This is a genomic window from Dokdonella sp. (assembly GCF_036518555.1).
Classification (GTDB): Bacteria; Pseudomonadota; Gammaproteobacteria; order Xanthomonadales; family Rhodanobacteraceae; genus Dokdonella_A.
In genome coordinates this window covers 26,533-44,521 of the sequence record NZ_DATDMY010000034.1, presented here as the reverse complement: position 1 = coordinate 44,521, position 17,989 = coordinate 26,533, and the positions used below count along the sequence as shown (strand labels likewise).

Annotated in this window: 15 protein-coding genes; 10 read left to right on the top strand and 5 right to left on the bottom strand. The window is 69.5% G+C overall.

The window, feature by feature from the left end; genetic code table 11:
* Positions 1–134 precede the first annotated feature (134 nt).
* From VI238_RS02190 to VI238_RS02160, 7 genes are all read left to right on the top strand, one after another.
* Positions 135–626, top strand: a complete 492-nt coding sequence (locus VI238_RS02190; RefSeq protein ID WP_331647970.1) for a hypothetical protein — start codon at positions 135–137, stop codon at positions 624–626.
* Positions 627–717: 91 nt separating this feature from the next.
* Complete coding sequence (locus VI238_RS02185; RefSeq protein WP_331647967.1) at positions 718–1,677, top strand: bifunctional enoyl-CoA hydratase/phosphate acetyltransferase; 960 nt, start codon at positions 718–720, stop codon at positions 1,675–1,677.
* Complete coding sequence (locus tag VI238_RS02180) at positions 1,674–2,834, top strand: acetate/propionate family kinase (protein WP_331647965.1); 1,161 nt, start codon at positions 1,674–1,676, stop codon at positions 2,832–2,834. Before VI238_RS02185 ends, VI238_RS02180 begins: the two co-directional genes overlap by 4 nt.
* 445 nt (positions 2,835–3,279) lie before the next feature.
* Positions 3,280–3,606 (top strand): hypothetical protein, encoded by a 327-nt coding sequence (locus VI238_RS02175; protein WP_331647987.1) that lies wholly within the window; start codon positions 3,280–3,282, stop codon positions 3,604–3,606.
* Between the two features lie 3 nt (positions 3,607–3,609).
* A complete protein-coding gene (locus VI238_RS02170) occupies positions 3,610–4,845 on the top strand; it encodes an FAD-dependent oxidoreductase (RefSeq protein WP_331647963.1) in 1,236 nt (411 codons plus the stop codon).
* Positions 4,846–4,944: 99 nt separating this feature from the next.
* Complete coding sequence (locus tag VI238_RS02165; RefSeq protein ID WP_331647961.1) at positions 4,945–5,544, top strand: hypothetical protein; 600 nt, start codon at positions 4,945–4,947, stop codon at positions 5,542–5,544.
* 26 nt (positions 5,545–5,570) lie between these two features.
* Entirely contained in the window at positions 5,571–5,969 is a 399-nt protein-coding gene (locus tag VI238_RS02160) for a YybH family protein (protein WP_331647959.1), read from the top strand.
* 31 nt (positions 5,970–6,000) lie between these two features.
* On the opposite strand, the gene VI238_RS02155 is transcribed toward VI238_RS02160, so the two are convergent.
* Positions 6,001–6,498 (bottom strand): MopE-related protein, encoded by a 498-nt coding sequence (locus VI238_RS02155; RefSeq protein ID WP_331647957.1) that lies wholly within the window; start codon positions 6,496–6,498, stop codon positions 6,001–6,003.
* A 252-nt stretch (positions 6,499–6,750) separates the two neighbouring features.
* Between VI238_RS02155 and VI238_RS02150 the strand changes: the two genes are divergently transcribed.
* A complete protein-coding gene (locus tag VI238_RS02150; RefSeq protein ID WP_331647954.1) occupies positions 6,751–7,242 on the top strand; it encodes a TspO/MBR family protein in 492 nt (163 codons plus the stop codon).
* Between the two features lie 49 nt (positions 7,243–7,291).
* On the opposite strand, the gene VI238_RS02145 is transcribed toward VI238_RS02150, so the two are convergent.
* Together VI238_RS02145 and parE are read right to left on the bottom strand one after the other, a co-directional pair.
* Entirely contained in the window at positions 7,292–9,112 is a 1,821-nt protein-coding gene (locus VI238_RS02145) for a DUF885 domain-containing protein (protein ID WP_331647952.1), read from the bottom strand.
* A gap of 151 nt (positions 9,113–9,263) precedes the next feature.
* A complete protein-coding gene (gene parE, locus VI238_RS02140; protein WP_331647950.1) occupies positions 9,264–11,153 on the bottom strand; it encodes a DNA topoisomerase IV subunit B in 1,890 nt (629 codons plus the stop codon).
* A 161-nt stretch (positions 11,154–11,314) separates the two neighbouring features.
* Between parE and mdtD the strand changes: the two genes are divergently transcribed.
* Positions 11,315–12,730, top strand: a complete 1,416-nt coding sequence (gene mdtD / locus VI238_RS02135) for a multidrug transporter subunit MdtD (protein ID WP_331647948.1) — start codon at positions 11,315–11,317, stop codon at positions 12,728–12,730.
* Between the two features lie 52 nt (positions 12,731–12,782).
* Here the strand turns inward: mdtD and VI238_RS02130 are convergent, their stop codons facing one another.
* Positions 12,783–14,267 (bottom strand): choice-of-anchor Q domain-containing protein, encoded by a 1,485-nt coding sequence (locus VI238_RS02130; RefSeq protein WP_331647940.1) that lies wholly within the window; start codon positions 14,265–14,267, stop codon positions 12,783–12,785.
* A gap of 163 nt (positions 14,268–14,430) precedes the next feature.
* The gene (locus tag VI238_RS02125) at positions 14,431–16,026 is read right to left on the bottom strand and encodes a hypothetical protein (protein ID WP_331647938.1); all 1,596 of its coding nucleotides are present in this window, start codon (positions 16,024–16,026) and stop codon (positions 14,431–14,433) included.
* Between the two features lie 238 nt (positions 16,027–16,264).
* On the opposite strand from VI238_RS02125, the gene VI238_RS02120 reads away from it, so the two are divergent.
* The gene (locus tag VI238_RS02120; RefSeq protein WP_331647936.1) at positions 16,265–17,938 is read left to right on the top strand and encodes a CTP synthase; all 1,674 of its coding nucleotides are present in this window, start codon (positions 16,265–16,267) and stop codon (positions 17,936–17,938) included.
* Positions 17,939–17,989: the final 51 nt, after the last annotated feature.

Here is a 17,989-nt window from a genome sequence, read left to right as displayed (position 1 = left end):
GCGCGAGGACGCCTGACGCATCCCGGGGTTGCGTGCCGGGGCGCGCGTCACGATCGTCGCTCGACCTGGGTGCACCGATTGCACGCGCGCGCTCCGCCACGGAGAATGCGCCGACGCCACGGTGGGATGCGTACTTGACCACGACACGCGCGCTCGGGCTGACCGTGATCGGAGCGGCGATCTACATCGTCGCGACCGGCGTCGCCCTGCCGGATCCGGTCGCTTCGCATTTCGGCGCGGGCGGGCGTGCGGACGGCGCCATGACGCGCAACGCCTATCTCGCGCTCATGATCGGCGTGTGCTGCGTGCTGCCGCTTGCCCTCGCGTTGCCGATGCGGCTGGTCGTCCGCCTGCCGGCTGCGTTCCTGTCGCTACCCGACAAGGCCTACTGGCTCGCGCCGGAGCGCGCGGCGGCGACGCGCGCATGGCTCGCGGACCAGGGCGCGGCCTTCGGCATCCTGCTCTGCCTGTTCCTCTGCTATACGCACACGCTCGTCGTGCGCGCGCACGCGACTTCGCCACCGCACCTCGACGAGCGCCTCATGCTCGGCGGCCTTGCTGCGTTCGGCGCGTGCATCGCGGGCTGGCTCGCGCGTTTCGTGCTGCACTTCCGCGTTCGGCGCTGATCCGTGCGTCGAGGCCGTCGCCGGCCCGATGGCGCCGTCGCGTCGGCGTTCCACGGTAGGATGGGTTTCCATGCTATCGCGGGGAGCGACCATGCAGTCCGTGCCCAAGGTGGTTTCGCCGATCGACGAACATGCGCACGGCGGCTACGAGCGGTTGCTGCGCGCCGCGCAGGCACTGCCGCCGATTCGCGTCGCAGTCGCGCACCCGTGCAACCGCGAGGCGCTCGAGGCTGCGATCGAGGCGCGCGACGCCGGTCTCGTCGTGCCCGTGCTCGTCGGTCCGCGCGCGCGCATCGATGCGCTCGCGCACGAGGCGGGCATCGCGCTCGACGGCATCGAGCGCGTCGACGTCGAGCACAGCCATGCCGCCGCGGCGGCTGCGGTCGCGCTCGCGCGCGAGTGCAAGGTCGGTGCGGTGATGAAGGGCAGCCTGCATACCGACGAGTTGCTGCATGCGGTGCTCGACCGCGAGAAGGGGCTGCGCACCGCACGCCACATCTCGCACGCATTCCTCATGGACGTGCCGAACTACCCCCGGCCGCTGCTGATCACCGACGCCGCGGTCAACATCGCGCCGAACCTCGCGGAGAAGGCCGACATCGTGCAGAACGCGATCGACCTCATGCACCGGGTCGGCTACGAGCGTCCGCGCGTCGCGATCCTGTCGGCGGTTGAGACGGTCAACCCGGCGATCCCCTCGACGGTGGAGGCTGCCGCGCTGTGCAAGATGGCCGATCGCGGCCAGATCAGCGGCGGCATCCTCGATGGCCCACTCGCGTTCGACAACGCGGTCAGCGAGGAGGCCGCGCGCATCAAGGGCATCGTGTCGCCGGTCGCGGGCCGCGCCGACGTGCTCGTCGTGCCTGACCTCGAGTCCGGCAACATGCTGTACAAGCAGCTGGTCTACCTCGCCGGCGCCGACGCAGCCGGCGTCGTGCTCGGCGCGCGCGTGCCGATCATCCTCGCGAGCCGATCCGACAGCGTGCGCATCCGGTTGGCCTCGTGCGCGCTCGCCGTGCTGCTCGCGCAGCCGCGCAGGCTCGCTTCGTGAGCGCGGTGCTGCTGGTCGTCAACGCCGGTTCGTCGAGCCTCAAGTTCGCCGTCTTCGAGGCGGGTGAGCGCCTGTCGCGGCTCGGCGGCGGTCAGGTCGAGCGGATCGGGCGCGGCCCGCGCCTGCGCGCGGTGCGCCCAAGCGAGACGGCGCGGCTCCTGCCGCTGCCGGCCGATGCCGGACAGGCGCAGGCGCTCGACGCGATGTTGCACTGGTTCGACGCCGAATTCGGCGAGCGCAGGCTCGCGATCGTCGGCCATCGCGTCGTGCACGGCGGCATCGCCTACACCGCGCCGGTGCCGGTCGACGACGCGGTGCTCGCGCGCCTCGAGGCGCTCGATCCGATCGTGCCGCTGCACCAGCCGTACAATCTCGCCGCGATTCGGCGCCTGCGCGATCGCGCACCGCGCGTACCGCAGCTCGCGTGCTTCGACACCGCATTCCATTCGCGCTGGCCCGACGTCGCGCGTCGCTTCGCGCTGCCGCGCGCGCTGCACGACGCCGGCGTGCGCCGCTACGGCTTCCACGGGCTCTCCTACGAGTACCTCGCGGGCGAAGCGCGCCGGCTCGAACCGGACGCGCGTCGCGTCGTGATCGCCCACCTCGGCAGCGGCGCCAGCGTGTGTGCCGTCGATGGCGGTCGTTCGATCGACTGTTCGCTCGGTTTCACCGCACTCGACGGCCTGCCGATGGGCACGCGCTGCGGTCCGCTCGACCCGGGCGTCGCGTTCCACCTGCTGCGCGGCGACGGTGCGACGCCCGCTTCGGTCGAGAAGATGCTGTACCAGGACTGCGGCCTGCTCGGCGTGTCCGGCATCAGCGCCGACATGCGCGAACTGCTCGCGAGCCCGGCCGCCGAGGCGCGCGAGGCGATCGACCTGTTCGCCTACCACTGCACGCGCCAGATCGCGGCGATGGCGGCCGCGCTCGGCGGCATTGACGCGCTCGTGTTCAGCGGCGGCATCGGCGAGAACGCCGCGCCCGTGCGCGAGCGCATCTGCGCGCCGCTCGGCTTCCTCGGCATCGCGCTCGACGCCGCGGCGAACGCGCGCAACGGCGAGCGCATCGGTGGCGGTCGCGTGCCCGTGCGCGTCGTGCCGACCGACGAGGAAGTCGTGATCGCACGCGCGTGCCGCGACGCGCTTGCCGCCGCGTGAGCGGCGGGCGCCGCCGACGACGAGGCCGCTTCGCGCCGCGACCACGCCACGGGGCCGCGTCGCGTGTCGCGGCAGGTTCGCTCTACCCATCGCGCTCGTGTCCGCCCGCCGCGGGGCATTCGGCCGCATGCGAGCGCCGGCTACCTCCGTGACTCGTCCGGCCAGGGCGAGCTCGTGAAGCTGGATACCGGATGAATGCCACCCCTGGCGTTCAGGTACCGCTTCACCCAATGGCGCTAGCGTGCGGCCGTCGAGTTCACGAGGATGCGTCGATGTCCGCGATGCCGTTGCCCGCGCCGATCTTCAAGCTTGCCCGTTCGCGCTCGCTGCCGTTCGTGCCGATCCGTCCGCTCGCCGCTCCGACGTGCGGCGCGTCGACGCGCCTCGACGCACATGCACCCGCCGATCGCCGCGCAACGACGCCGGCGCGGAAGGCCTCGTCGTGATGCGTCGGCTTCGCATCCCGTTGATGCTCGTGGCCGCTGCGGCCGTCGGCGCATGCGCGGCGCCCGCGGCACGCGTCGCCGACGGCGGTTCGCACGCATCGTCCGACGCGGCATGGGCGCAGCTCGACGGCAACGGGGACGGCGCGCTTTCGCTCGACGAACTCGAGCGCCAGCACGCGGTCGCGTTGCAGGAAGACCTGCCGAATGCCGACAGCGATCGCGACGGACGCGTCTCGCACGCCGAGTTCGACGCCTGGTGGCCGCGGATGACGCGCGCGCCGGAGCCGGCGAGCATGGCGCGCCTCAATGCGAGTTCGCGCCGCTGACGCATGGACCTCAAGAGCGGATATCCGTTCTGGACGGTTCGCAGTGGCTTGATCGACCCGTTTCCCGCGCTCGAAGGCAGCGTCGAGTGCGACGTCGCGGTCGTCGGCGCCGGCATCACGGGCGCGCTGATCGGACGACGCCTGCAGCGCGACGGCCATCGCGTCGTGCTGATCGACCGGCGCGAGTGTGGTTGGGGCAGTACGGCGGCGTCGACCGCCCTGCTGCAGTACGAACTCGACGTCGAAATGGTCGACCTCGCGGCGCGCCACGGCGATGCCGCCGCCGCGCTCGCGTATCGCGCCAGCGCGGGCGCGGTGCAGGCGCTGAGCGTCGAGTTGGCGCGGTTCCGCCGCATCGGATTTCGGCGAGCGCGCAGCCTGTATTTCGCGACGCGAGCGGCCCATCGCCGGCGGCTCATCGCGGAATGGGAGCGCCGGCGCGACGTCGGATTGCGCGTGGACTGGCTCGAATCCGACGCGTTGCGCCGCGCATTCGGCATCGATGCGGCCGCGGCGATCCTGACCCGACCGGCCGCGGAAGTCGACCCGTATCGCGCCTGCCATGCGCTGCTGCGCGCGATCGTCCGCGACGGCGGCGCCGTCTTCGACCGCACCGCGATGTCGGGCTTCGCGGTGCGGTCGAGGGACATCCGTGTCGAAACCGACCGCGGAGCCAGCGTGCGAGCGCGCCACCTCGTCATCGCGGCGGGGTACGAGTCGCAGCGTTGGCTCGACGCACGCGTCGCCCGCAATCGCAGCAGCTACGCCTTCGTGACCGACGCGCGCGACGACCTTGCCCGCCTGCGCGGCGTACTCGCGTGGGAGACCGCGCGACCGTACCTCTACATGCGCACGACCGACGACGGCCGCCTGCTCGTCGGCGGCGCCGACGACCGCATCGACCTGCCCATCGTGCGATCCGCACGCGTCGCGGCGAAGGCGGCGAAGCTCGCGCGTGAGGCGGAGCGCCGGATCGGTGTGTCGATCGAGCCGGCATGGGCGTGGGGTGGCACGTTCGCCGAGACCGAGGACGGCTTGCCCTTCTTCGATGCGCACGCCCAGTACGGGCCGCGCGTGTTGTTCGCGCTCGCCTACGGTGGTAACGGTATCGCCTACGCACGCCTCGGCGCGGACGTGCTCGCCGCTCGCGTGCGGGGCCGCGCGCATGCCTGCGACCGACTCGTTTCGTTCGCGCGCCTCGATCGGCGCGCCCGCGTCGACGTCCAGCCCGCGCGCTGAACGGGCGTGGCGCCTCGCCCGACGCCGCCGCGCGCCTGCGCGCGCGATCGGCCGATGCCGATACAATCGAACGCGTCGACGAACGTCCGGAGCCTACCCGTGCGCCTGCAAACGTTCCTGCGCGGCCGTTCCGTGCTCCGCTGGCTGGCCGAACTCGCGCTCGTCAGCGCAGGCGTTTTCCTCGCTCTGCTCGCCGACCAGTGGCGCGAGAGCCGGGAGCATCGCCAACTCGCGGCCGACGCCTTGCGCAATTTCGCCGAGGAGATGCGCGTCAATCGCAAGGCGGTCGCCGACGTGCGCGCCTATCACGAGCGCCTCGCGCGCGGCGTCGGCGAGTTCCTCGCGGCCGAAGGCCCGCGGCCGATGGAGCGGTTCCAGGCGGCGACCGGGTTCCGCGGCGTGCAGCCGGTGATGTTCGAGCACACCGCGTGGGACCTCGCGCTCGCGACGCAGGCACTGGCATACCTGCCGCAGGACCTCGCCTACTCGATTTCGCGCATCTACACGCGACAGCAGACGTTCCAGACCTACGAGAACAGCTTCGCCCAGGGCATGTTCGGCCCGCTCACGTTCCAGCACGACGATACGGGCGCGCTCGCGCGTTCGATGCAGGTCTACCTCACCGACGTGAACATCCAGGAGCCTGGCCTCCTGCAGGCGTACGACGCGGTGCTGCCGATGGTCGGGGTGGCGCCGTGAGTGCGGGGGCGGAACCGATCCGGCAGGTGCTCGCCCGCTACGCACAGGCGGTCCTCGCGCGCGACGTCGACGCGTTCGTCGCGCTCTATGTCGACGATCTGCTCGTGTTCGACATGTGGGGCTCGTGGTCGTTGCGCGGCATCGATGCCTGGCGCGACATGGCGAAGAGCTGGTTCGGATCGCTCGGCGACGAGCGCGTCGTCGTCCGGTTCGACGACGTCGGCGGAACGGTCGCAGGCGATCTCGCATTCGGACATGCGATCCTCACGTATGCGGCGCACGACGCGGACGGCACGGTGCTTCGCTCGCTCGCGAATCGCGTCACGCTCGGCCTCAGGCGCATCGACGGCGACTGGAAGATCGCGCACGAGCACTCTTCCGCGCCGATCGATCACGCGACGAAGCAGGCGATCCTGCGCCGCTGACGCGCCGCACGCGTCGACCGCGAAGCGGCGCTCAGGCCGCGCCGTCGAATCCCGAGGCGAAGATCGCATCCGGCGCGATGATCACCTGATCGCCGTCGTGGTCCGCCGAATCGCTCGAAGGATGGTCCGATGCGTCCTCGTCGGCCATGCCGTCGCAGTCGTCGTCGACGTAGTTGCCGACGACTTCGCTCGCGCCGGGATGGATGCCGATCGCGGTGTCGTTGCAGTCGCCCATCGCCGGGCTGAAGCCATCGCCGTCGACGTCGTTGACGTCGGTCGACGGATTGCCGCCGGCGTCCTCGTCGGCAAGCCCGTCGCAGTCGTCGTCGTAGCGGTTCGCCGGAACCTCGGCGTGTCCCGGGTAGACATTCGCGTCGTTGTCGTTGCAGTCGCCCCCGCCGCCGGGAATCGCGCCGGACGGGCGAGGCGCGGGCGGAGCGGCAACCGAAGTCGTGGCGTCGACCGCGACCGGCAAGGACGCGAACGCGAGCAGCAGCAACGCGATCGGAACGAGGCGGCAGGCATTCATCGTGCAGCTCCCGAGCGGTGTCGCCATGAGTGTCGCACGTGGCCGCGCTTGGGCGAAACCACGTGCGCACGACCATGTGGTCCGCGACGCCGCCACGTCCCCGGCGCGCTTCTCAGCGGGCCCGCGTGCGGTCGCCACGGGAAACGCAGGATGCCCGAGCGCACATTCGGATTGCGTTAGGATCGCGGCTTGCGGGCACGAATGCGTTCCGCCATTCACGCCGCATTCCCGAAGTCGAAGCAGGAGTCGCACATGGCCGTTCAATCGCACAGACGATGGGCAGCGCTCGCCGGATGGTGCGCGCTCTGCTTCGCGGCCGGCGGCATCGGCGCCGTGGCGTCGGTGGATGCCCGCGGCTTCTACGCCGATCTCGTGCGGCCGGAGTGGGCGCCGCCACCCTCGGTGTTCGGACCGGTGTGGAGCGTGCTCTACCTGCTCATGGCGATCGCCGCATGGCGCATCGGATTGTCGAACGCGACCGGCGCACGTCCCGCGCTGGTCGCGTTCGTCCTGCAGCTTGCGGTCAACGCGCTCTGGAGCTGGCTGTTCTTCGCCTGGCACCTCGGTGCGGCGTCGGTGCTCGACATCGGCCTGCTGTGGCTGCTCGTCGTGGCGACGCTCGTGCTGTTCTGGCGCATCGATCGCATCGCGGGCGCGCTGCTCGTTCCGTACCTGGCCTGGGTCTCGTTTGCCGGCGCGCTGTGCTGGGCGATCTGGCGCGCGAACCCCACCTTGCTCGGTTGAGGCCGGCGTAGGCGACGCCGGCTCGGTGCAACCAGCCGGTGTGTTCGCGTCACGCCGACTGCTTCTGACGGATCCAGTCCTCGATCACGCGCTGCAGCAGCGCGAGCGGCAGCGAGCCGTGCGTGAGCACCTGGTCGTGGAACTCGCCGAGGTCGAATTTCGCGCCGAGCGCCTGCTTCGCATGCTCGCGCAGCTCGAGGATCTTGAGCATGCCGGCCTTGTAGGCGAGCGCCTGGCCGGGGTCGACGAAGTAGCGTTCGATCTCGGACGTCACCGAACTCTCGGCCATGCCGGTGTTGTCCATCATGTACTGGATCGCCTGTTCGCGCGACCAGTGCTTGTAATGAATGCCGGAATCGACGACGAGGCGCACCGCGCGCATCATCTCGTCGCGCAGGCGGCCGAGATCGTCGAGCGGGTCTATCTCGAACCCGAGTTCCCAGGCGAGGCGTTCGGCGTACAGCGCCCAGCCTTCGGCGTACGCGGTGAACGGCAGCACGCGCCGGAAGAACGGCACGCCCTGCAGTTCCTGCGCGATCGAGATCTGGAAGTGATGGCCGGGTATGCCCTCGTGGTAGGCGAGCGTGCGCATGCCCCACTTCGGGTTCTCGGTCGTGTCGCGCAAGTTGGCGTAGAACACGCCGGGGCGGGTGCCGTCGAATGAGCCGGGCTCGTAGTACGCGCCGGGCGCGGTCTTCTCGGAGAACTCCGGCACGCGCTTGACGACGACGCCGAGCTTCGGCCGCACGTGGAACGCGGAGCCGAGGCCCGCGTTCACTTCGTCGAGGATCGCCTGGTACCGCGCGAGCATCGCGTCCTTGCCCTCCGGCGTGTTCGGATAGGCCGCGTCGGGCGCGTGCGCGAGCTGCTGCACGCGCGGCCCGATCGGTCCGTCGGCAAGGCCTTGCGCCTTCAGGATCGCATCCATCTGCGCGCTCACGCGCGCGACCTCGGCGAGGCCGAGCGCATGGACCTGCTCGGGCGTCATGTCGGTGGTGGTGTGCATGCGCACGCACCATGCGTAGTAGGCGTCGCCGTCGGGCAGGCTCCAAGCACCGTCGTTGCGCGTGACGCTCGGCTGCAGCGCGGCGAAATGATCGATCAGCGTGCGGTAGGCGGGGTACACGCTGCGCTCGATCGACGCCGCGACGCGAGCGAGCAGCACATCGCGGTCGGCGGCCGGGATCGCGGCCTCCGGCACCTTGTCGAGCTTCTCCTTGAAGCTCGCATAGAGCATGTGTTCCTTCGGCGGCGGCGCGATGAAGCCGCGCATCTGCGCGAGCACTTCGTCGACGGTGAACTTCGGCGGCACCACGCCCTTCGCCTCGCGCTCCTTCAACCCTTCGATCACCTGGGCGAACTTCTGCGGGAACAGGTCGAGCCGCGCGACGTACGCGTCGGCGTCGTGTCGATTGCCGACCTGATGCGTCTGCGCCATGAAGTTCGGCAGGCTCGATTGCACGCCGAACATCTGGTTGACCGGGAAATCGTGGCCACGGTACTTGTCGCCCTCGACCTGGATCGCGAGGAAGTAGTCGAGCACGTCGTAGGAGAGCTGGCCCGCGGGGTCGAGCGCACTGCGGTCGTAGCGGTGCAGCACGTCGAGGTCGTCGCGCACCATCTGCGCCATCTCCGCCTCGTGCCGGGGCGACGCGTCGTCGAGCTCGTCGCTGTAGAAATCCGCCCATGGCGGCAGGATGCGCAGGCTGCTCAGCAGTTCGGGGCTCTTCAACGCGAACTGCGCGAACACGCGCCCGTAGAACCAGTCGATCGAATACGGCTTGAAGTACCAGACGTGCACGAACAACGCGCCGCCGAGCACGAGCACGATCAGGACCAGGCGCAGCAGCCACTTCAGCACGGTACGCATCACCACTCCTCCCCGGAGAAGCGCGCAGCCTAGCGCATGGGGCAGGGCGTCGGGAACGTCCCGGCGCGGCTTCCGGCCAACGGAGCCGCAGGACGTCCCCGATGCGTGGTCACCCGTCCGGGTCGGCGCGGCCGGCCAGGGCCTCGAATGCTCAGACCTCGAGCGAAGCGAGGTCGCCCTTCGTCTCGAGCCATTCCTTGCGGTCGCCCGCGCGCTTCTTCGACAGCAGCATGTCCATCACCTTGGACGTGCCGTCGTCGGCCTCGACGGTGAGCTGCACGAGGCGGCGCGTGTCGGGATGGATCGTCGATTCGCGCAGCTGCGACGGATTCATTTCGCCGAGGCCCTTGAAGCGCGTCACGCTGACCGCGCCCTTGATCTTCTCGCGTTGGATCTTCTCCAGCATCGCGTCGCGCTCGGCCTCGTCGAGGCAGTAGAACACCTGCTTGCCCACGTCGACGCGGAACAGCGGCGGCATCGCGACGAACACATGGCCCTCGCGCACGAGCCGCGGGAAGTGGCGCAGGAACAGCGCCGACAGAAGCGTCGCGATGTGCAGGCCGTCGGAATCGGCGTCGGCGAGGATGACGACCTTGCCGTAGCGCAAACCCGAAATGTCGTCCTTGCCCGGGTCGCAGCCGATCGCGACGGCGAGGTCGTGCACTTCCTGCGAAGCGAGCACCGAACCGGACTCGACTTCCCAAGTGTTGAGGATCTTGCCGCGCAGCGGCAGGATCGCCTGGAAATCCTTGTCGCGCGCCTGTCGCGCCGAGCCGCCCGCGGAGTCGCCTTCGACGAGGAACAGCTCGGTGCGCGACAGGTCGCTCGACGCACAATCGGCGAGCTTGCCGGGCAGGGCAGGGCCCTGCGTGATCTTCTTGCGCACGATCTGCTTCTCGGCCTTGAGGCGCAGGGTCGCGCGCTCGATCGCGAGCTGCGCGATCCGCTCGCCGATGTCGACGTGCTGGTTGAGATAGAGCGAAAAGCCGTCGTGGACCGCGTTCTCGACGAAACCGGCGGCGTCGCGCGAGGACAGCCGCTCCTTGGTCTGGCCCGAGAACTGCGGGTCGGTCATCTTGAGCGAGAGCACGAAGCAGAGCCGGTCCCAGACGTCCTCGGGCGCGAGCTTGATGCCGCGCGGCAGCAGGTTGCGGAACTCGCAGAACTCGCGCAGCGCATTGGTGAGCCCCGAGCGCAGGCCGTTCACGTGCGTGCCGCCCTGCGCGGTCGGGATCAGGTTGACGTAGCTCTCCTGCGTGAGCTCGCCTTCGGGCAGCCAGGCGACCGCGAACTCGACTGCGCCGTTGTCGCGCTGGTGATGGCCGACGTAGAGATCCGGGGGCAGGTACTCGACCGCGCCGAGCATCGAGCGCAGGTAGTCGCGCAGGCCATCCTCGTAGTACCACTCGAGCTTCTCGCCGCCCGTCTCGTCGGCGAGGCGCACGGTGAGTCCCGCGCACAGCACCGCCTTCGCGCGCAGCACGTGCTTGAGACGCGCGAGCGCGATCTTCGGCGAGTCGAAGTACTTCGGGTCGGGCCAGAAGCGCACCGTCGTGCCGGTCTGCTTCTTCGGCACGCTGCCGACGACGGCGAGTTCGCTCGCGCGATCGCCATCCCTGAATTCCATGCGGTAAACCTGGCCGTCGCGGCGGATCGTCACTTCGACGCGCTGCGACAGCGCATTGACGACCGACACGCCGACGCCGTGCAGACCGCCCGAGAACTGGTAGTTGCGGTTGGAGAACTTGCCGCCCGCATGCAGGCGCGTGAGGATGAGTTCCACGCCCGGGATACCCTCTTCGGGATGGATGTCGACCGGCATGCCGCGGCCGTCGTCGGCGACTTCGACCGAGCCGTCCGCGTGCACGGTCACCTCGATCGTCTTCGCATGCCCGGCGAGCGCCTCGTCGACCGAGTTGTCGACGACTTCCTGCGCGAGATGGTTCGGCCGCGACGTGTCGGTATACATGCCGGGCCGGCGCTTGACCGGATCCAGGCCGGAGAGGACTTCGATATCGGCGGCGTTGTAGCGACTGCTCATGCAGGTGGCTCTGGTTGATCGGGTCGGAGCGTGCGGCGCGGTGCCGGCGTTGGTCTTCCGCGCCCGGCATCGGACGCACAGCCGGGCAGCATGGCGAGCACGGCGCCGAGGGTCAAGCGGCGTGGGCGGTTCAGCGCCGGTCGACTACACTCGCCGCGCCGATGACGACCGAGACGAACGCCGCGCCGCCGAATCGCGCCCTGCTGTGGCTCGTCGCGCTCGGCGTCTTCATGCAGATGCTGGACTCGACGATCGTCAACACCGCGCTGCCGGCGATGGCCGCCGGCCTCGGCGAAAGCCCGTTGCGCATGCAGTCGGTCGTCGTCGCGTATTCGCTGACGATGGCGATGCTGATTCCGGCGTCGGGCTGGCTCGCCGACCGCTTCGGCACGCGGCGGGTGTTCTTCGCCGCGATCGTGCTGTTCACGCTCGGCTCGTTGCTGTGCGCGCAGGCACACACGCTCGCTCAGCTCGCCGCGTCGCGGGTCGTGCAGGGCGTGGGCGGCGCGATGCTGCTGCCGGTCGGGCGGCTGGCCGTGATGCGTTCGGTGCCGCGCAAGGATTTCCTCGCCGCGATCAGTTTCGTGACGATCCCGGGCATGATCGGCCCGTTGATCGGCCCGACCCTCGGCGGCTGGCTCGTCGAGACGATCTCCTGGCACTGGATCTTCCTCATCAATCTTCCGGTCGGCGCGGTCGCGGCGCTCGCGACGTTGCGCTTCATGCCGGATGCGCGCAGCGCGGTCGCACGCTTCGATCTCGGCGGCTACTTCATGCTGTCCTTCAGCATGGTCGCGATCTCGCTCGCGCTCGACGGCCTCACCGAGCTCGGCGCCCGGCACGCGGGCATGCTCGTGCTGCTGATCTTCGGCCTCGCGAGCTTCGTCGCCTACTGGCTGCACGCGACGCGCAGCCCACGCCCGTTGTTCCCGCTCGCGCTGTTCGCGGTGCACAGCTACCGCGTCGGCGTGCTCGGCAACCTGTTCGCGCGGCTCGGCAGCGGCAGCATGCCGTTCCTGATCCCGCTGCTGCTGCAGGTCGGCCTCGGTCGTTCGCCGACCGAGGCGGGCATGATGATGATCCCGGTGGCGCTCGCGGGGATGGTGTCCAAGCGTCTGATCGTGCCGATCGTGAAGGCGTTCGGCTACCGCCGCGTGCTGCTCGTCAACACCGTGCTCGTCGGCGCGGCGATGGCGAGCTTCGCGCTGATCGGGCCGGAGCAGCCCGCGTGGCTGCGCGTGGTGCAGCTCGCCGCGTTCGGAATGGTCAACTCGTTGCAGTTCACCGCGATGAACACGGTCACGTTGCGCGATCTCGAGGGCGAGCTCGCGAGCGGCGGCAACGGCTTGCTGTCGATGGTGATGATGTTGTCGATGAGCCTCGGCGTCGCGATGGCGAGCGGGCTGCTCGGTGCGTTCACGTCGGTCTTCGGCGTCGCGCCCGGCGTGGCGACGTTGCCGGCGTTCCATGCGACGTTCGTCTGCATGGGCCTCGTCACGGCGGTATCGGCCTGGATCTTCTGGCAGCTCGAGGCGAAGCGCCGTTATCCCGTTTCCGCGCCGGCCGATTCGCTGTAGCGGCGCCCCGCGGGTGAGTGCGCGGGACGCCGCAGGGGCCGGAACCGCGATGTCAGTCGTTGAAGCCGTAGCAGAAGATCGAGTCCGCGCGGACCTCGTACGCGCCGATGTCGGTGACGTTCACGAGCGGGCGGTGGCACGGATCGGAGTCGATCGTTCGCACGAAGCGTCCGCCGCGCTGATCGGTCGTCAGCGCACCGGGGTTCGAGCCCGCGTCGACGGCCGGGCTGTCCGACGGGATCGGAAGCACGGGCGTGAGGCCACCGTCGGCGAGCGTGAGGTCCTGCACCCTGGCGTCGCCTTCAATGTTCGCGCTGCCGCTCGTCAGGACGCCGATGGCCGGCGTCGTCTGGAACAGGTTGTGGTCCGCCACGAGCGTGCTTTCGGGAATGCCGGTCAGCCGCGTGAGGTCGAGCGACGCGCCCGCGTTGCCGTGCGTATTGCGACTGAACAGCGTGCTCTGCACGGTCACGCGCGTGCCGGTGCCGTTCGCGACCCAAAGCGCGCCGCCCGCATTCGAGCCGGGAGCGGTGTCGGGCGCCGTCGCGTTGAACGCGAACGTGCTGTTGCGCACGGTCAGATTGCCTTGCGCGACGGCGATGGCGCTGCCGCGACCGGACTGGTGCTGCGAGCGATTGCCGGAGAACGTGGAGTTCTCGACGACGTTCTCCGGTGAGCCCGCGTCCGTCACTCCGTCGAAGTAAAGGCCCCCGCCTTCGGTCTGGCTCGTGACCGCGTTGCCGGCGAAGGTGCTGCGCGAGATCCTCAGGCTCTTCATCGTGCCCGCCTGGATGCCGCCGCCGCTGAGCGATGCGCTGTTGCCCTGGATCAGGCTGTCGGTGATCACCGCGCTGATGCCGGGCGGGGCGAGCCTGATGCCGCCGCCGGTGAGTTGGGCCGTGTTGTCGATGACGCGGCTACGGTCCATCTGCAGCAGGCCGCGATCGAGGTACAGCCCGCCGCCGGACGGCTGGAACCCGCCGCTGGCGTCGTTCCCGTTCATCGTGACGCCAACGAGCGTGAGGTTCGCGCCCGACACGCTGATCGCGCCGCCCTTGCGCGCGGCTTGGTTGGCGGAAAACACGACGCCACCGAGCGTCAGGGACGGCCGCGTCGACGACGACGCGGGATTCTCGTAGAACAGGCCGCCGCCGCTGTCGCCATTGGCCGACGTCGCGGTGCCGCGCGTGACGGTCATGCCGCTGATCGCCCATGTCCGCTCGGCCGCGGTCGGGTTGTCGAAACGGAATACGCGGCTACGGCCGTTCGCGTCGATCGCCAGTCTGGAAGCACCGGGGCCGACGATGCCGACGCTGCCGGTGACGACGAGCTCGCCGCCGGTGAGGTCGATCGTGCCCTGCAGGCCCGCCTGGAACTGGATCGTGTCGGCTTCCGCGGTGGCATTGGCTTTCGCGATCGCGTCGCGAAGGCTGCCGGTGCCGCCATCGCCGAGTTGGTCGACGGTAAAGGTCGCGCCATGCGCCGCCGATGTAGCGGTCAGAGCGATCGCATGGAGAAAAGGTCGAGTCAGGTTCATCGCGCACTCCAGGGGAACGGGCACCCGCCGTAGTGCGGGTGTGTCCGTATGTACGCAGGTGCGCGATCGATCCCCTCGCCCGCAGTGGCAGTGCGCAGTATTCGACAAGCGTGCGCGACGCCGTGCATCCGGCAGGCGATGTCTGCCGGATGCACGGCCGGCTTCAGCGGCGCATCTCGGTGCCGGTCGCGAAGATGCGGTCAGCCTCGAACGCGCCGAGGTCGTAGGTGCCGAACAGGTCGCCCTGATCGGCATCGAGGCCGCGCGGCGTATCGTCCATGTCGGGCGACTGGCTCGACACCGGGGTGCCGTCGCACCAGTCGATCGCGATGCTGTCGGCGGGCAGGTGGTAGTCGCCGCGCGCGGCGTCCTGGAACGTGAAGGCCATGACCGCGCTGCGCGAGGCGGCGATTTCGTCGCTGCCGCTGTCCTTGAGCACGCAGTCGTACGACACGGTCGGCACCGCACCGAGGAAGTCGAAGATCTTCGTCTTGCCGGACACGAGGCTCGAGTAGCCCTTGATGTCCGTGACGATCGCGCCCTGCGCGCCGTCGCCCCAGATGAGGCTGTCGGCACCGCCGTTGTCGGCGAACGTGGTGTGCTCGAAGCGCAGCGAGCCGCCCGAGGTGTAGATCGTCGCGCACCCAGGCGCACCTTCGACGCAGCCGTTGCCGACGACGAGGCTCGCATAGATGCGCATCTGCGAACCGTCGCCGTAGAGCCACAGCGCGGAGCCACCGGCCGAGGTGTTGCCGCGCACGATCGCCTCGTCGAGGTGGGCGCTGCCGTCGTCGCGCACCGAGATCGCGCCGCCGCGCTCGGCCGTGTTGCCGGACAGGCGCAGGCACTCGAGCTCGTGCGGGCAGTGGCGGAACGGGCCTTCGCGGAAGCGCGCGAACTGGGCGTAGCCGCCGTTGCCGGCGAACACGCCGCCGCCTTCGCCCGCGCTGTTGTCGCGCACGACCGTGTCGTCCGCCAGCATCGACGTACCCGCACCGCTCACCATCACGCCGCCGCCATAGTTCCCGGCTGCGTTGTTCGCGACGAGGAAGCCGTCGACCGGCGTCGCCGGATCGTCCGGATCGGTGCCGACGCTGAGCAGCGCGCCGCCGAACAGCGCGACGCCGCCGCCGTTGAGCGCATCGTTGTCGCGCACGACGACGTTCTGCGGGCGCACGCGCAGCGTCGCGCCGTCGGAGAAGATGCCGCCGCCGGCGGTGGCATGGTTGTGGTGGATGTCGATGTTGCGCTCGAACTGGACGATCGCGTTGCCGGCGAGCTGCACCCCGCCGCCGAACAGGTTGTGGTTGTCGTGGATGGCCACGTCGGCGAGCGAGACGAACGCATGCCCGTCGACGTTGAGGCCGCCCCAGGTTCCGATCTCGCCGCTCGCGCCGCCGCCGCTGATGTCGAGGCGTTCGAGGCGCACGCTGATGCCGGCCTCGCTGCCCCCGATCGCGAGGGTCGCCCACTGGCCGGTGCCGACCAGGGCAGTGGCGCCCACGGGCGAGGTCGCGCCGCAGGCGGCATGGCCGCCGACGAGATTGACCGAGGTGCCGATGAACACGGTCTGGTCCGTGTAGCCCTGGTCGTCGGCGAGGCGGATCGTGTCGATTTCGGGCGTCGCCGCCGCCAGGGTCAGGGCGTCGGCGATCGTATGAGTGGTGCAGGCAGGGCCCGCACCGACGCTGATCTCGGCCGCATGCAGGGGAGCGGCGCTCGCGAGGGCGAGGCCGGACAACAGGAAGAAGTGTCGCATCGTGGGCTCCGTCGTGACCGTCCATGGCGGTCGTCAGCCCCCAAGAACGGCTCCGCAGCGGGCTTCCTATCACGAGGCGTGTCGTAGCGGGCGCGTCGTTCGCCGCGCATTCAGGTAGCGGCCCGCCGAGGAAACGCGATCGCCCATGCGGCGCGCGGCATTGGCGTCACGCATCGCGCGAGATGCGCGGGGAAGGCGGAGCAACTAGAATACGGGTTTCCAGCAGAAAGCTCCGCCCATGACCCCCCTCATTTTCGTGACCGGCGGTGTGGTGTCCTCGCTTGGCAAGGGCATCGCCGCCGCGTCGCTGGCTGCCATTCTCGAAGCGCGCGGCCTGCGCGTGACGATGATGAAGCTCGACCCCTACATCAACGTCGACCCGGGCACGATGAGCCCGTTCCAGCACGGCGAGGTGTACGTCACCGACGACGGTGCCGAAACCGACCTTGATCTCGGCCATTACGAGCGCTTCGTACGTACTCGACTGACGGGCAAGAATTCGATCACGACCGGCAAGATCTACGAGAGCGTGATCGCCAAGGAGCGCCGCGGCGACTATCTCGGCGCGACGGTCCAGGTGATTCCGCACATCACCGACGAGATCAAGCACCGCATCTACGAGGCGACCCAGGGCTACGACGTCGCGCTGGTCGAGATCGGCGGCACCGTCGGCGACATCGAGTCGCTGCCTTTCCTCGAAGCGATCCGCCAGATCCGCATCGAGCACGGCGCCGAGCAGGCGATCTTCATGCATCTCACGCTCGTGCCGTTCATCAAGGCGGCCGGCGAGATCAAGACCAAGCCGACGCAGCATTCGGTCAAGGAACTGCGCTCGATCGGCATCCAGCCCGACGTACTGCTGTGCCGCTGCGAGCAGCCGCTGCCGCAGAGCGAGCGGCGCAAGATCGCGTTGTTCACCAACGTCCCCGAGAAGGCGGTCATCAGCGCGACCGACGTCGACGTCATCTACCAGCTGCCGATGTGGCTGCACAGCCAGGGCCTCGACGAAATCGTCATCGACAAGCTGCGCCTCGCCGCGAAACCGGCCGACCTGTCCGCGTGGGAACGCACGGTCGAGGCGGTCGAGCATCCGCAGGGCGAAGTCACGATCGCGATCGTCGGCAAGTACGTGGAGCACAAGGATGCGTACAAGTCGCTCGGCGAAGCGCTGCGCCACGGCGGCATCAAGCAGAAGACGCGCGTGAATCTGCGCTGGGTCGAGTCCGAGGAAATCGAGCGCAAGGGCGCCGACATGCTCAGGGACGCCGACGGCATCCTCGTGCCGGGCGGCTTCGGCAAGCGCGGTTTCGAGGGCAAGATCGCCGCGGCGCGCTACGCGCGCGAGCATCGCATCCCGTACTTCGGCATCTGCTACGGCATGCATGCCGCGGTGGTCGATTTCGCGCGCAACATCGCCGGCCTCCCGGGCGCGAATTCGAGCGAGAACGACCGCAACTGTTCCGATCCGGTGATCGCGCTCATCACCGAGTGGACGACCAGTGCCGGCGAAGTCGAGAAGCGCGACGAAGGCTCCGACAAGGGCGGCACGATGCGACTGGGCGCGCAGGAATGCCGCCTCAAGGCCAGTACGCTCGCGCGCGAGCTCTACGGACAGGACGTCGTGCGCGAGCGACATCGCCATCGTTACGAGTTCAACAACCGCTATCGCCAGAAGTTCGAGGACCTCGGCCTCGTGATCTCGGGCAAGTCGATGGACGACCTGCTCGTCGAGATGGTCGAGCTGCCGAACCACCCGTGGTTCGTCGCCTGCCAGGCGCATCCGGAGTTCACGTCGACACCGCGCGACGGCCATCCGCTGTTCATCGGCTTCGTGCGCGCCGCGCGCGAGCAGAAGGCGGTGCGCGAAGTGCCGCGCCTTGCCGGCGCGGATGCGAAGGAGGCGGTCGCGTGATGCGTCGGACCTGCGTTATCGACAGCGGCGTGCGCCGCGATGCGCCTGCCG